Here is a 14,320-nt window from a genome sequence, read left to right on the forward strand (position 1 = left end):
CCACCGGAGGTGAGCTGATCTGGATCACCGGTGAGTACCGCGGCCGTCGCTACCTGCCCGCGGACGCCACCCACCTGAGCGTCACCACCGACTACGGCCGCAACGACCACCGTTGGTCGATCCGGGTTGCCCCGCTGTCGGCCGCGACCGCTCTCACCCCCGAACACCGTGGCCACGGTGACGAGGTGCTCCGCTACAACGGCGGCCCGGCGGTACTCACCGTCCAGTTCCAGACCGCCATCAAGTGGCAGGTCCGCTACGTATGCGGCCAGTGCCTGCGGTCCTGGCCCGACTGCGATTGCCGCCCACCCACCTGGCCCAGGAACACCCCCGGTAACGACTGGAGCGATCTCAAGTTCGGCGTGGGCGAGGGGCGCCATACACTGCGTCTGCCCCGCCCTGGCTTCCTGATCATCCAAGAAGACCGCGGCGGCGGCTCCTGGAACCTGACCACCCAGCCGGTGGACATCCCGCCGTCCGCGCTGTTCTGGCTGCTCGGACGGTTCGGGCGGCGCCGGTGACCCGGCACGGCCAGAGCGGCGCAGCGGGAGTCCGCCCCGGCGTGGCAACCGTCGGAAAAGCGGGGAACACGCGGACGCGGTCGAAGAAGCCTTATCTCCCTCGCGCATCGGCGGCTGCCCCACGGCACGCCTGGCGGGGGGGTGTTCAGTGGTCATGCGCGCCGTGCGGGCTGACTTGGCACATCAACGGTTCGTCGTGAGCACTGGTGCGGCGAGCACGAGGGCCGGGGTGATCCGGCGGGACAGGACGGCCTGTGCCGCCAGCGCCCCGGCCAGCGACAGCGCGCCGCCGGCCGCGATCGCCGCAGCGAACCCGTCGGTGAAGGCGGCCGGTCCCGCGTAGCTCTTGGTCCAAGACCGCCGAACCGGCGAACCATCTCGGCAGCACTAGTGACCGTCGCAGCAACCGTCCCTGCGCATCAGCCGCCCTACCCTGAGCCAGTCCTTCCCGGCCGTGGTCGTGCGCTGGGTTGTGGGTTCGAAGGCTGCCGTCAATTCCTCGGTGGTGTACGGCACTCCGCCCCTGAGCACCGCCTCGGTACGCACCAGGGTGGCGAAGTCGGTGAACGGGTCGCCGTCCACAACGGTCAGGTCGGCGAGCTTGCCCTCCTCGAGGGTGCCGAGGTCGCGGTCGGCACCGAAGAGGCGGGCGGGCAGAACGGTGGCGGTGCGCAGGGCTTGAGCCGGGGACAGGCCGCCTTGGTGCAGGGCGCGCAGGCCGAGGTGGAGGGAGAGGCCGACGGGGACGAGCGGCTGGTCCGTGCCGAGTGCGAGGAGTCCGCCCGCGGCCAGGATTCGCCGGTATATGTCGGTCTCCGTTCGCAGGGTGGCCAGTTGGGCCGGAGTGGGCGGCGTGCCGGCCGCCTGCCGGACGGTGGCCGTGTCCCACGGGGGCATCACCACGGTGACCCGGGGGTCGTCGGCGAGGTCCGGGTCCGCGCCGAGGAGGGGCAGGGCGGTGAAGGGGGTGGCGATCAGCGAGAAGCGCATACCGCGCGCGGTATAGATCTCCACGAGGTCCTGGTAGGCGCGGCCCGTTGCGGTGACGGAGTGACCGAACTCGGCCCGCTGAGTGGCCTGTAGATGGGTCGTCAGGTCCTGACCGAGCTGGACGCCGGGCGAGAGCAGATGGCCTCCGGTGCGCACACCGAGGCAGTCGTGGGCGAAACGGGCGGCCTCCTCCATCACCCAGCCGGGCGCTCGGACATACGTCTTGACGAAGTCCCAGTCCAGCGCCGCACCTCGCTCCAGTGAGCGGCGCAGGCCCTGCCTGGTTCGGTGCGCGCGGCCCATGCTGTAGGCGACGCGGGCCCCGTCGAGGAGTTCGCCGGTGGTCAGCAGCCGGGGCCCGGCGAGCTGTCCGGTGTCCGCCGCCTCGCGAATGCGGGCCTGTTCGTAAGCGAATCCGCCCAGGGAGACGGTTGTGGTGATGCCGTAGGTGAGCTGGCCGACGGTCTGGCGCCCGCCGTAGGTGCTCTGCCAGGGGTGGGTGTGGGTGTCCCACAGACCTGGGATCACGGTGCGTCTGGAGGCATCGATACGGCGCAGGGCCTCCCGCCGCCCGGAGCGGTGAGGTTCGATCGCCGTGACGCGTCCGTCCCGTACGACGATGTCGGCGTCGTCACGGGTCGTCTCGCCGGTGCCGTCCCACAGGCGTCCGGCGTGCACCACCAGGTCGGCGGGCGTGGGTCTCGGGGCGTCGAGGGGGACGCGGACCGTGCGGACAGAGCCGCCGTCGACGCCGATGAGGCGCAGTCGGCCGGCGCAGAGGTAGAGCAAGGTCGTGGAGTCGGCGGACCACGAGGGGTGGTCGGCCGGTTCATCGGTGAGGGGGCGCAGGTCGCCACGCGGGGTGCCGTCGGCGTCGACCGGCAGCAGGCACAGCGTCGACTCGACGACCACCGCCATCCAGCGGCCGTCGGGCGACCAGACGGGTCCGGAGTCGTAGCGGTCGGCGATCGAGGTGTGGGGCGCCACGGCGTGCAGGCGGGCGGTGCCGGTCGTGGTGTCCACGATGCGGATGAGGTTGTAGCCCTCTCGGAAACGGGAGTTGAGACGGTTGCGGTCGCACAGGGCGAGGTGGCGGCCGTCGGGTGACCAGCTGGGACGGCCCGGCAGTCCGCCACCGCCGAGAGGCGCGGCCAGGACGTGTTCCTCCGAGGAAGCCAGGTCGCGGACGAGGAGCCGGCCGGTCAGGTCGAGGCAGGCGAGCCGCTGCCCGTCGGGTGACAGCCCCGGATGCACTCGCCCGCCGGTCGCGAGCGCGGTCTCCGCGCCGGTGGCGAGATCGTGCCGGTACACGCCGAGGAGCCCGTCGCGGTCGTCGGCGTAGACGAGGGACCGCCCGTCGGGTGCCCAGGTGGGGGCGAGTAGATAGCGGGTGGGCGCGGCCTTGTGCAGCCGCCGCGGCGGACGTCCACCCGAACTTGGGGCGAGCCACAGCGAGTTGAGGGCAGCGAACGCGATCTGTCGGCCGTCCGGCGAGAGCGCGGGCAGATGGATCCCGCGCACCGGACGGGTGCGGGCCTGCCCCAGGTCGTACTTCTTGGTCCGGTACCGGGGCCGCTCCACCGGAAGCACGCCCTCGAAGGGGATGGTCTCCGGCTGCTCCGGACTCTCCGGTCGTACGAGGGTGAAGGCGCCGTCGAGCGTCAGCAGGAGCTGCCCGGCCGGTGTCCAGCGCGGGGGCACCGGCGCGATGTCGCCGGTGACCGGAACGGGGCGGCCGTCGACGACGAGGGCGCAGGAGCCGTTCGGGGCGGCGGTGGTGCGCAGGTGGGCCAGGCGGCCGTCGGGGGCGACGGCGGGGGTCATGACCTGCGCGGCCTCGGTCTCGGTGTGCCGGACGGTGACCGGGCCGGTGCCGTCGGCGGGCACCGATGCGATCGTACGGGCCTCCACACTCAGGCCCAGGGCGGTGCTGACCGCCTTCGCGCGGACGAACAGGATGTGCGCGCCGTCCGGTGACCAGGTGGGGTCGAAGTCCTCCCACGGGCCGTCCTGTAGGGGGCCGTCCTGGCCGGGCAGGCCGGTGACGCAGGTGATACGGCAGGTGCGCAGGTCCAGGACGTGGACGCGGTACGGGCTGCCGTCGACGCCGTCGCCGCCGCGTTCGGAGGAGAAGGCGAGCCGGGTGCCGTCGGGTGCCCATGCCGGGCCGCGGTCGTCCCAGGGTCCCTCGGTGCGTCGCCGCAGGCCGGAGCCGTCGGGGCGCACTGTCCAGAGGTGGAAGCCGCCGTCCCGGTAGGCACAGAAGGCGATGAGCTCGCCGTCCGGGGAGTACGTGGGGCGGTTGGGCTCGAGGTCGGCCGGGGTCAGGGGGCGGGCCGCTCCGCCGGTGCGGCGCAGGGACCACAGGGTGCCCTGCACCTCGGCGACCAGGCGGTCACCGACCGGGGCGAGGCTGGCGGAGCCGTTGGTGGCACGGGTGAAGGCCAGGGAGAGAGCGCTGGTGCGGGCCGACGCCGCCACCGCGGGGGCAACGCCCACGAGGGGAACGGCGCCGGCTACGGCGAGGAGTTGCCGGCGGGTCGGCCAAGAGGTGCTGCTCCGGTCGCGGTCCATGGCCGTACACACTGGCGCACCAGCAGTCCCTTGCTCAACGACATCCACCCTCGATCGGTACGGATTCAGCCACAGAGGGTGACCGAGAAATTTGGGGAGTGGGCGAGCAGTACGACGTGGTCCAGCCCCAGGTGGTCCAAGAGGGCCACGATGTCGACGCATGACGGCCGGACGCCTCCTGTCAGCCCACTCCCGCCAGCGCGGCAAGCACGGCGTCATTGGCCTGTCTGCTGCCGACGGTGAGCCGGAGTCCCTCGCCGGGGTAGTGGCGCGCTTGGACACCGGCGTCAGTGAGTGCCGCGGCGCCTTCATCGATCGGATCGGGCGCGGCGAGCCAGACCGAATTGGCGTGGCCCGGGCGTACGTGCCAGCCGAGGCCGAGGAGTTCATGTCGGAGCCGCTCGCGTTCGGCGACGACGGTGTCGACGCGTGAGCGCAGCTCGCCGTCGGCTCGCAATGAGGCCTTCACGGCCGCCGCTGCCACCGCGTTGATCCCGAAAGGCAGCTGGTTCCGGCGGATCCGCGCCACCAGGTCGGAGCCGCCCAGTCCGTAGCCGACCCGTAGGGCGGCGAGGCCATAGGCTTTGGAGAAGGTGCGCAGGACCAGCAGGTTGGGGTGTGCGCCCAGGAGCATGGACGTATCCGGCAGGCTGGTGCTGCGGGCGAACTCCACATACGCCTCGTCGAGAAGCACGGTGACGTGTCGGGGGACCTGGTGCAGGAACGCCGACAGGGCGTCGGCGGTGACCAGACTTCCGGTGGGATTGTGCGGGCTGCACAGCACCACGACACGTGTGCGGTGGTCGAGCATGGCCAGCAGGGCGCCCAGGTCCTGGTGACCCTCCGGCGACAGAGGTACGGGAACGGGGCGAGCGCCCACCATGTCGGCCAGCAGGGGATACGCGTCGAAGGTGCGCCAGGAGTAGGCCATGGCGTCGCCGCGCTCGACGACCGCCCGAAGCAACTGCAGTGCCACGCCCACCGATCCATTGCCCACCACGACGTGGTCGGGAGGCACCCGGCACCACGCTGCGATCCGCTCGGTGAGGTCGTCGGGGTAGAACTGCGGGTACCGGTGAGCCTCGGCGACGGCCCGTTGCATCGCCTTGCGCACCGAGGGCAGTGGCGGGTACGGGCTTTCGTTCAGGGCCAGTCGGTGCAGCACGGGAATGCTCATCGGTCATCCCCGCCCGCTGTGCCACCGGACGGCGACGGCACCGGCGAAGTCGCCGGCGTGGGCGAACCCTCCGAGGACCACCAGATCGCCGTCCTCCACCTGCCGTGAGCGAACGGCCCGGTCCAGGGTGACCGGGATCGCCGCTCCGAACAGGTTCCCGCACTCTTCGAAGGTGTTCAGGTGCCGTTCGGCCGGCAGTTGCAGCGCCTCTCGCCAGTTCCGCAGGAAGGTGCGGTTGGGCTGATTGGTGATGAGGACGTCGATGGCGGTGGTCGCCACGCCGAGCCGTCGGCACAGGTCCGTGACCACTTCGGGGACGAGGCGGTTCCCGCGCGCCAGAACCTTGGCGATGCTGGAATCGGTGAACCCGATCCGCAACTGGGACTCTCCCGGCTCCCAGTACTTGCGTCCGTCGTCGACCGCCACGGTCATGTCCCCGGCGTACTCGCCGATGTGCCGGGTCTCCACGTCAAGGACCGGCGCGTCGGCCGACGTCGTCACATATCCCACGCCGCAGCCGTCGCCCGGGATCGCCGCCTGGGCGAGCCTGCGCACCTCGGACTGGGTGAAGCACTGACCCGCGGCACTCTGGGCGTTGCAGATCAGCGCCGTCCTCGCATCGGTGGTGGTGAGGATCTGCCGGGCCATCTTGAGCATGTACACGAAGGATGCACAGCCCGCATTGGCCACGTCGACGAGCCACTCCGGGTTCAGCCCCAGCCGGCGCGCCACCTCTGTGCCGGCGCCCGTGAACGGCAGGTCCGGCAGTTGGCTGTGCACCAACAGCACGTCGACGCCTCGTATCTCGTCCCTGCCGTGCCGCTCGATCAAGGGCTGCACGGCGCGTTCGACCATGTCCGCGTTGGTCTCGTTCGGGGCCACGTGGTGCCGTGACCGGGGGACCTTGAACATCGGGTGGTTGCGGAGCTTGTCCTCGGCGCCGGGGTACTCGGTGTAGAACTCGGCGGGGACCGGCTCGCCGGGGAGGTAGCTCGCGACGTCGGTGAGGCTGACCGTGGTCACCGCGCCACCGCCTTCGCCGGGACCACGCCGACCGGCCGGCCATTGCGGTGGCGGTGCTCCAGGATCGCCTTGAGGTTGTTCATCTCGACGGTGTGCCCCGCGTAAAAGAGTTCCCAGTAGTCGCCCACCCAGGGCCGGTCCGGGCGGGGAGCCGTGTCGGGGTGCGGGTTGGCGTCGTAGTAGGGGTGTCGGCAGTTGGTCCAGGTGATCACCGATCCCGGCTTGTCGAGCACCACGCGGGCCGGCACGATGCGCATCAGGTAGATCATCCACAGCTTCTCGCCCTGGTCCCAGGAGCAGTGGTAGTCCACGGTCATGGCTTCGGGGTTGGCGACGACCTTGCAGTAGATCCTGGTGTCCTCCTCGAGCCGGTCGTACCCGACCCACACCCCAGGCGTGCCGGCGGGCGCGAAGTCCCGCAGGCTGCAGGTCCACTCCTCCAGGTGGTGTCCCTGGCGCAGGTAGTCGTAGGCCTGCTCAGGGGGGCAGTCGACGTACTCGTGGATGGTGCAGTACTGCCCGTAGACCTGATGGTGGGGGTAGACGGCGTGGGTGAGCTCCATGCAGTGGGCGGTCAGCTCCTCCTTGCCGGGGTTCTCGACCCGCATCAGTCCGGGGATGTCAGCCAGCGTGGACGATTCCTCGTTCATCTGCGTTCTCCTTGCTGTAGGGGCGTTCGGTGCTTGCGGTGGCTTCGGCGAAGGACTGGAAGGGAAGGAAGGGAGGGATCTCCCCCGGCTCGCAGTCCAGCGCGACGAAGGCCGGGGCGCCGCTCGTGTTGCTGCGCAGCAGCGCCTTGCGCAACTGCGCCGCGTCCTCGGCTCCGGTGACGTCGAGGGACGGGAAGGCAGCGGCCACCCCGGCGGCGAGGTCGGTCCGGCCGAACAGGTCGTTGCTGCGGACGCCGCCCTGGAGGAACTCCTCGCGCAGCGCGCACATGGCGTGGGCGTTGTTGTTGAAGACGACGAAGGTCACGGGTGCGGCGTACTCCACGGAGGTGTGCACTTCCATCCCGTGCATGAAGAAGGCCCCATCGCCGGCGAGTACGTAGGTGCGTCGCCCGGTGGCGAGCGCGGCGCCGATGCCGGCGCCGAAGGTGTAGCCCATGCCGCCCATGCCGACCGCCACCACGAAGCGGCCGTGGCGTGGTGCCGGGAGGAGATGGATCGCGCTGGCACCTGCGTTGCCGGCGTCCACGAAGACGTGTGCGTCCTGGGGGAGTGCCGCCTCCACCGCGGCAACCGCCTGGGTGTAGGGGACGGTTCGCCCGCCGGCCCGGGAAACCGGGCCCGGCATCGGTGCGGGGCGGGGACCGGCGTGCTGGGGGCAGTGATGGGGGCGCCGCGGGAGCCGGCCGGTCACCGCGCGCAGTGCGTCGCGCAGGCCTCCGCCCAATGCGGTGGCCTTCACGAACGGTGGTTCGGGACCGATGCACACGATTTCCGTGGTGGCGAGGGCCTGGTCAAGGCCGCCGCGTGCCAGTAGCGGAAGCCGGGTGCCGACCAGCAGGCACACGTCGGCCCGCCATAGACAGTCCTCGACGTTGGCATGGCCCATCACCCCGGCTACTCCGGCGAACCGGGGGTCACGGTTGTCGAAGACATCCTTGGCGTCGGGGGTGACCGCTACCCACGCCCCGAGTTTCCTGGCCAGTTCGGCCAGCTCTGCACGGGCGTCCGCGGCGGCGACGTCTTCACCGGCGATGACGAGGACGTGGCCGGCCCCGCGGAGGGTGTCCGTCACGGCGGTGAGGGCCGCGCTGTCGAGCCGTGCCACCGACGCCGTCGGCGCCGCGCCGCGGCCGGGTAGCCGGACAGGTGCCTGCTGGACGTCCTTGGGCAGCAGCAGCACCGCCGGCCCTCGTGGATCGGCCTGCGCCGCCGACACCGCCCGGGGCAGCACCTCGACGAGTTGGTCGGCGTTCTCGACCCGGGCGCAGAACCGGGAGACCGGTGTGAAGAGCGCCTCGGCGTCGAAGGAGCCCCCCTTGCCGCTGGAGTCCTGGAACGCTCCGTGGCCCTCCTGTCCGGTGGGCGGCTGGCCCACCAGGGCCAGCACGGGTACCCGGGAGGCGTAGGCCTCCGCCAGACCCGGTATCAGATTCATCGCACCTCCGCCCGAGGTGGCGGCAACAACGCCGAGGCGTCCCGTCGTTCGGGCGTATCCGTCGGCCATCGTGACCGCGGAGAACTCGTGCTTGGCGACGACGCCGCGGATGGCGCTTCCACGGTGAACGGCGTCGTACAGATCCTCGATGTTCGCGCCGCCGACACCGAAGACGTGACTGACGCCGGACCTGGCCAGTTCCCCGGCCAGGTAGTCGACCAGGCGTAACGCTCCTGCCTCGGGTGCGTCCGAGGTCGTGATGGTCATGCGGGGCTCCTGTCCGTCTCGTGGTGCCGGTCGATGAGGCCGGATGGTGAGATGACCTGAAAGCGGTGCCGGTACTCCCTCGGAGTGAGTCCCAGGGTTCGTCCGAAGGAGCGGAAGAAGGTCTCGGGGGCGGCGAATCCGCAGCGGCCCGCTATCTGGCTGATCGTCAGTTCGGTGGTTTCCAGCAGCTCGCGCGCGCGGGCAATGCGCGTTCGTTCGACGTACTGGCCGGGGGTCGTGCCCACTTCGCGCCTGAAGACCCGGGCGAAGTTGCGCAGACTCATGTTGGCTCGCCGGGCTATCTCGGCCACGGGCAACGGGTTGTGCAGGTTGTCCAGAATCCACTCCTGCGCGGCCCGGATCGGCGGATGGTCGGCCAACTGGGCGTCAAGGACGGCGCTGAACTGGGACTGCCCTCCGTGCCGCTTGAGGAAGAGCACCAGAAACCGTGCCGTCTCCAGGGCCAGCGCCGCACCGTGATCGGCCTCCACCAGGGCGAGTGCCATGTCGATGCCGGTCGACACACCCGCCGAGGTCACGAAGGGCCCGTCCCAGACGAAGATCGGCTCGGCGTCCACCGTCACGTCCGGATAGCGGCAGGCCATCGCCTCGCTGTACGCCCAGTGAGTGGTGGCGCGTCTGCCGTCCAGAAGACCCGCCTCGGCCAGCAGAAAGGATCCGCCGCATACGGAGGCGATCCTGCGTGACCGGGCCGCTGCCCGGCCGATCCAGGACACCAGCGGCCGGTCCCGGAGCGCGTTGCTGAGACTCCATCCACCCGGCACGAGGAGCGTGTCGATCGGTCCCTGCCCCGCCTCCAGTGGCGAGGCCTCCACGCTCACGCCGGAACTCGTGCGCACCAGTGGTGCGTCGGCGGAGACCAACTCGATCCGGTAGGGGGAACTCGACGGCCCAAGCAGCCGGTTGGCGGTATCGAAGACTTCGATCGGTCCGGTGATGTCCAGCGCCATCGCGCCCGCGTACACCACAACCACAACACGTCGCTCTAACACGGTCACAGCCTGTATCGAGGATCGCACTGGCTGCAATGACAGATTACTGACGCATCCGGCCAACAGGCAGGCGGCGATTGAGGTAGACAGGTACTGACCAGGCGGTTTGTACGCCGGAACTGGCAGCGATGGGTGAGGCAGCTCACAGGGAGTGGGCTCGTCTCCGGCGCGATCGAGGGTCCGGGTTGTCTCGGGCTTTCTCACTGGGCGCCGATGAGGCAGACCGCGCTGGGCTCATAACCCAGGGACCAAGGGTTCAGATCCCGCCTCGCCACGAACAGCAGGCCGTCGCGCGATGGGAAGAGCTCGAATCGTCAGACGCGGATGTTGCTTCGGCCGCTGTCAGGTACCAGAAGCTTCCTCGGCCCGCTTTCAAGCGGGGAGTTGTACGGGATCCGGCGGGCACAGGCCGAGGTGCTTCGCGCGCTGGGGTGGAGACGATCGGGCAACCGGCCGTGCTGCCGGGTGCCACGGTCCTGCGGATCCTGGGTCGGCAGGGCCCCGTGCTCCAGGAACGTGCGTGGGGAGTCGAGCGCCGCACGGTCACGACCGGCCGCGCAACGGAGACGGTCAGCGTCCGTACGGATTTTTCAACGGACGTGCTTCATGGCGGCGAGGCCCAGGCCACGGCCTGCTGCTGTTCCTGGGTATGTGTCAGGCAGGCCCCGGCAAGGAGTCGGCGCAGCGCAGTGGGTGTGTGTCCGAGGTGGTCGCGCACGGTGCGGGTGAGGTGTGCCTGGTCGGCGAAGCCGAGGTCGGCGGCGAGTGCCCCGAGGCGGATTTCGCCGGCCTCCAGCCGGTCGAGTGCGTGGGTGACGCGAACCCGGTTGCGGTATCGCGTCAGTGAGACACCGAGTTCTCGGGTGAACGCCCGGCTCAGCCGGTACGGCGACACGTCGAGGTGCACGGCGAGCGGAAGCAGCCCGGTCGCAGCCGGATGGGCGTCGCGGATCAGGTCACGTGCCGCGGCGACGAGCGCCCGGTCGCCGGGGCTGGCGGATGCGCCGGCGGAGGTCGGCGCCGCGATGACCTGGTCGACGATGTGGCGGACCAGACCGGTCAGCTGTTCCGCGCCGGCGTAGTCGACGTCCGGGGCTCGGGTGGTGGCGAGCAGCCGTCGGTGGGCGAGGTCGAGCCGTGCGTCGACGTACACAGTCGACTTGGTGAGCCAGGGAGTGTCTCCGGCAAGGGTGCGCCACAGCGCTGGGGTGAGGCTGATCGAGGTGCACACGTCGCCCCCGGCGGGATGAGCGAACTGCTCCTCCTCGCCGGGCATGCCGATGTAGCCGACGGTCGGGTCAACGTCCATGTCGATGCCGCGGACTCGTCTGCGGAACCGTCCCTGTCGCACGAGCACGACCTGTACGTGCCGGTGCGTCTCCATCGCCGACCAGTTCGTGTGGTCATTGCGGCAGGTCGCCGCCATGACAGCGAACTCCGGCCGGGTGGCGAGGTCGACAAACGAGAGCACCGGCCCAGGGTAGGCGGGGGGTCTGACAGTCCCGCAAGAATCTTCAAGACGGACCCAGCGCAGTGAGGCAGGCTCTGTGGCGGCACACCTGAGACGAAGGAGCCGACACCATGTCCCCGCTGGTCCAGTCCGGTGGAACAGGCTCATCTCGACTTCAAGATCACCTACGTCGAACGGACGGTCAAAGAGCTCATCGCGCTCGGCGCAACCCAGCCCGAGTTCCAGCCGGGCGGCGACGAGTGGGTGGTGCTCGCCGCCCCGGAGGGGCACCTGTTCTGCCTGGCCGCAGCCGACTGACCGCCCAACAGGTCTGTCCAGCCAAGCCGATTCATGAGGAGGAGCAATGGCTTCCATCAGCAAGGAAATCACGATCGGGTGCAGTGCCGACGAGGTGTGGAAGGTCATCGGCGACTTCGCCACGGGACCGTCACGTATGGCACCTGGATACGTAGTGGACACCCGCATCGAGGCCGACACCAGGGTTGTCACGTTCATCGACGGCGCTGTGGCAAGGGAGCGACTCGTCGCTCTCGACCACGAAGTTCGCCGTATCGTCTACGCCGTCGTAGGCGACAGCTTGCAGCCAGCCCACGACAACGCGTCCATGCAAGTACTCGCCGACGGTGAGGATCACTGCCGGCTCATCTGGATCCACGATGTGCTGCCCGACGACCTCGCCCCCACCCTCGACGCGGCGATGACCCATGGCGGCACGGTCATCAAACGAACCTTCGAGGAGCGTCACAGTCAGCAAGCCGCGGCCTCCTGATTCGGTGCCACTGACTACCATGCCGCCGACCGTGCCCCTCAGCAGGAAGAAGGTGGGTGGGGTGGGGCAGGTCGGCCTGGCGGCGGGCGAGGGGATCGGGTGGCCTGCCCCTGGGTGCCCTCGCGCGCGGCGGCGGGGCCGCGCGCGTGGCCGGGCAGACCAAGCTGCCCGGGCTTCGGGTGGGGGTCTTCGCCGGGTGGCCGTTGGTGGGATCAGGCCTGGGCGGTGGGTTTTGTCGTGGATTCGTAACGGCGCCGGGCGGGTGACAACGGGCGGCAAGGCCTGCTCCTCTGAATGATCAGCGGGGGCGCAACCGGGCGCCGTCGCAAACAGGGTGCGGGTCTCACCATGTGGGGGAGATTCGCGGGAGGGAAGTCCATGACCAGGACGAAAAAGCCCGGGATGAGGGCGCGGGGCGGCCGTGTGGCCGTGATCGGTGTGCTGGGGCTGGCCTCAGTGACTCTGGCAGCCGTGCCGGCGTTCGCCAAGGGCAATGTGGACATCACGGCGCCCCGCACGGCGCAGGCCGGCAAGACCATCACGGTCACGGCGCACGGCGGTGACGACAGCGCCGGCTACCTGCATCAGCTGTGCCTGGAGGAGAACGGCTTCGGTGAGGGATGGCACCAGGAGACCTGTAGCGCCGCGGTCGAGGGCGACGCGCGGGTCACTGCACAGGGCACGGCCGCGCGCCGCGGCGACCTGGAATTCCGGGCGGTGCTGTACGGCTTGACCAGCCGGAACGACCAGCACCCCGTGCGCTTGCACGCCTCTGACGTGGCGACGGTGCACGTCCGCTGATCCAGCAACTCGGCCGCGAACGGTCGGCACAACCACTGCCCGCGGCCGTACGACCTCGAAGTGCTGCCGGTCAGTAGCCGGGAACTTGACCGGGCGGTACCTGCCGCAGAACCAGCAATCGCGGCCGCCCGCCCGGAAGACGACGGTGCACCTGGCGGCCACGGTGCACGTGCCGGCAGCCGATGCCGGGGTGAAGGACTCAGAGGCCGCCGCCCTGCCCGTGGCGGGGCGCAGTGTCTACAGCGAAAACCAGGGAGTGTAACGAATGTCCATCTTGCGTAAATTCAGTGCGGCTGGTTTGCTCACCGTCGCATTGATCGGTGCCCTCGTGTCCACTGCTGGCCCGGCCAACGCCGGGACGGTGTCCAGTGCCACAGCGGCAAGCGGCCACGTGGTGATCGCGTGCAATTGCGAGCAGAGTTGGTAAGCGTGGCCGGCCCTCGATCAACCAGTTCCGGGAGCCGGCGTCCTGAGCTGTTACACGCCGAATCCGCCCGCAGCAACGGCTTGTTGACCGGCGCGGTCCTGCCGCCCACGAGCGAACATGTGATCGCCCCAACCGTGGCAGCGATCGCCGCTACGCGGCTGGGCATTCTGCGCGCCTGACCCGCCGCTCGCGCACCGTGTGCGGGGCCGGTCATCCCGACCCCGCACCCGAACACGCCGACTGCGGCGCAGCTACCAGCGCATACCGAGGGCATCGAGGCCGGCGCGGCGTTCCTGGCTCAACTTCGCGACCTTCCTGCACTACTTGTTCGTCTGGCGGCCCTTTCGCCGTCCTTCAGCGCTCGGCATGCGCTTGTTCCGGCTCGCGGGTCTGCGGAAGATCGCGCTCGCGGCGCATCGGGCTTGTGGCAAGGATGAGCCAGCTGGGCGCGACGACACCTGTCATGATCCACATGGCCGGCCGGTACCCTACGGCGTCGCCGAGTACGCCGCCGAACAGAGACCCGGGTGGGCGGCCGACCGTCGACCCCATGGCTTGAAGACGGACAGGATGACGTTGGCGAGATACAGCAGAAGCGCGACGGCCGGGACGATCACCATGTTGTAGCGGATGAATCCCAGATCCATGGCTGAGATGGGGCCCACCGGATGCCGGGTCACCGCGCCCACCGCGTCGTGCAGTCTGGCAGGGAGGGCGAAAACCGAAGCCACCGTGGCCGCCAGGGTCGACCAGAACTTGGCACTGACCCAGTAGTAACGAAACAGGCCCCACGGCGTGCCGAGGGCCAGCACCACTCCGCTGACCAGCGTGAGCAGACTCAGCGGGATGATCAGAACGTCCCCCAGCATCCCCATCGCCCGGTAGGCGGTCCGCAGGGTGTCGGCATTGTTCGTCGCCAGCGCCGTCGTCCCGAGGGTCAGCAGGCAGAGCATCAGCGCCAACCAGCTGACAGAGACGACCACATGCACGACGACCATGCTCTTACGGGCCCTCTGGGACAACCGGGGGCCTGAGTGCCGTCGCGCGCCATCGCCGGCGGGCGTCGTCAGCGTCGACGATTCGGCGGAGGGGAGCATGCGTACCTCCATCAGGTCGGGGTCATGGGTACGCGGACAGGCTCTCCCTCCCGCCCGTCCGGGGCGTCCGCCGACGGAAGTAAC

General features: G+C 69.9%; 11 protein-coding genes and 1 pseudogene. 4 read left to right on the forward strand and 8 right to left on the reverse strand.

What is annotated here, in order from left to right; all coding sequences use genetic code 11:
• A pseudogene (locus ABZ915_RS33600) lies at positions 1-521 on the forward strand (hypothetical protein); the annotation flags it as partial.
• A gap of 387 nt (positions 522-908) precedes the next feature.
• Here ABZ915_RS33600 and ABZ915_RS33605 read toward each other — a convergent pair.
• From ABZ915_RS33605 to ABZ915_RS33635, 7 genes are all read right to left on the reverse strand, one after another.
• Positions 909-4,085: an amidohydrolase family protein gene (locus tag ABZ915_RS33605; RefSeq protein WP_361811074.1), complete on the reverse strand. Its 3,177-nt coding sequence runs from the start codon at positions 4,083-4,085 to the stop codon at positions 909-911.
• Between the two features lie 181 nt (positions 4,086-4,266).
• Positions 4,267-5,262, reverse strand: coding sequence for a histidinol-phosphate transaminase (locus ABZ915_RS33610; RefSeq protein WP_361811076.1), 996 nt, complete (start codon positions 5,260-5,262; stop codon positions 4,267-4,269).
• A 3-nt stretch (positions 5,263-5,265) separates the two neighbouring features.
• Positions 5,266-6,285, reverse strand: coding sequence for a ketoacyl-ACP synthase III family protein (locus ABZ915_RS33615; protein ID WP_361811078.1), 1,020 nt, complete (start codon positions 6,283-6,285; stop codon positions 5,266-5,268).
• The gene (locus ABZ915_RS33620; protein ID WP_361811080.1) at positions 6,282-6,935 is read right to left on the reverse strand and encodes an SRPBCC family protein; all 654 of its coding nucleotides are present in this window, start codon (positions 6,933-6,935) and stop codon (positions 6,282-6,284) included. Before ABZ915_RS33620 ends, ABZ915_RS33615 begins: the two co-directional genes overlap by 4 nt.
• The gene (locus ABZ915_RS33625) at positions 6,907-8,658 is read right to left on the reverse strand and encodes a thiamine pyrophosphate-binding protein (RefSeq protein WP_361811082.1); all 1,752 of its coding nucleotides are present in this window, start codon (positions 8,656-8,658) and stop codon (positions 6,907-6,909) included. The genes ABZ915_RS33620 and ABZ915_RS33625 overlap by 29 nt, the downstream gene beginning before the upstream one ends.
• Positions 8,655-9,734 (reverse strand): GlxA family transcriptional regulator, encoded by a 1,080-nt coding sequence (locus ABZ915_RS33630; protein ID WP_361811084.1) that lies wholly within the window; start codon positions 9,732-9,734, stop codon positions 8,655-8,657. The genes ABZ915_RS33625 and ABZ915_RS33630 overlap by 4 nt, the downstream gene beginning before the upstream one ends.
• 541 nt (positions 9,735-10,275) lie before the next feature.
• Complete coding sequence (locus ABZ915_RS33635) at positions 10,276-11,142, reverse strand: AraC family transcriptional regulator (protein ID WP_361811086.1); 867 nt, start codon at positions 11,140-11,142, stop codon at positions 10,276-10,278.
• A 132-nt stretch (positions 11,143-11,274) separates the two neighbouring features.
• On the opposite strand from ABZ915_RS33635, the gene ABZ915_RS33640 reads away from it, so the two are divergent.
• From ABZ915_RS33640 to ABZ915_RS33650, 3 genes are all read left to right on the forward strand, one after another.
• A complete protein-coding gene (locus tag ABZ915_RS33640; RefSeq protein ID WP_361811087.1) occupies positions 11,275-11,439 on the forward strand; it encodes a VOC family protein in 165 nt (54 codons plus the stop codon).
• A gap of 46 nt (positions 11,440-11,485) precedes the next feature.
• Positions 11,486-11,911, forward strand: coding sequence for an SRPBCC family protein (locus ABZ915_RS33645; protein ID WP_361811089.1), 426 nt, complete (start codon positions 11,486-11,488; stop codon positions 11,909-11,911).
• Positions 11,912-12,289: 378 nt separating this feature from the next.
• The gene (locus tag ABZ915_RS33650; protein WP_361811091.1) at positions 12,290-12,712 is read left to right on the forward strand and encodes a hypothetical protein; all 423 of its coding nucleotides are present in this window, start codon (positions 12,290-12,292) and stop codon (positions 12,710-12,712) included.
• Positions 12,713-13,627: 915 nt separating this feature from the next.
• Here ABZ915_RS33650 and ABZ915_RS33655 read toward each other — a convergent pair.
• Positions 13,628-14,236, reverse strand: a complete 609-nt coding sequence (locus ABZ915_RS33655) for a DUF2269 domain-containing protein (protein WP_361811093.1) — start codon at positions 14,234-14,236, stop codon at positions 13,628-13,630.
• Positions 14,237-14,320 lie beyond the last annotated feature (84 nt).

Origin of the sequence: Streptomyces sp. NPDC046915 (assembly GCF_040644935.1) — a bacterium.
Taxonomy (GTDB): Bacteria; Actinomycetota; Actinomycetes; order Streptomycetales; family Streptomycetaceae; genus Streptomyces.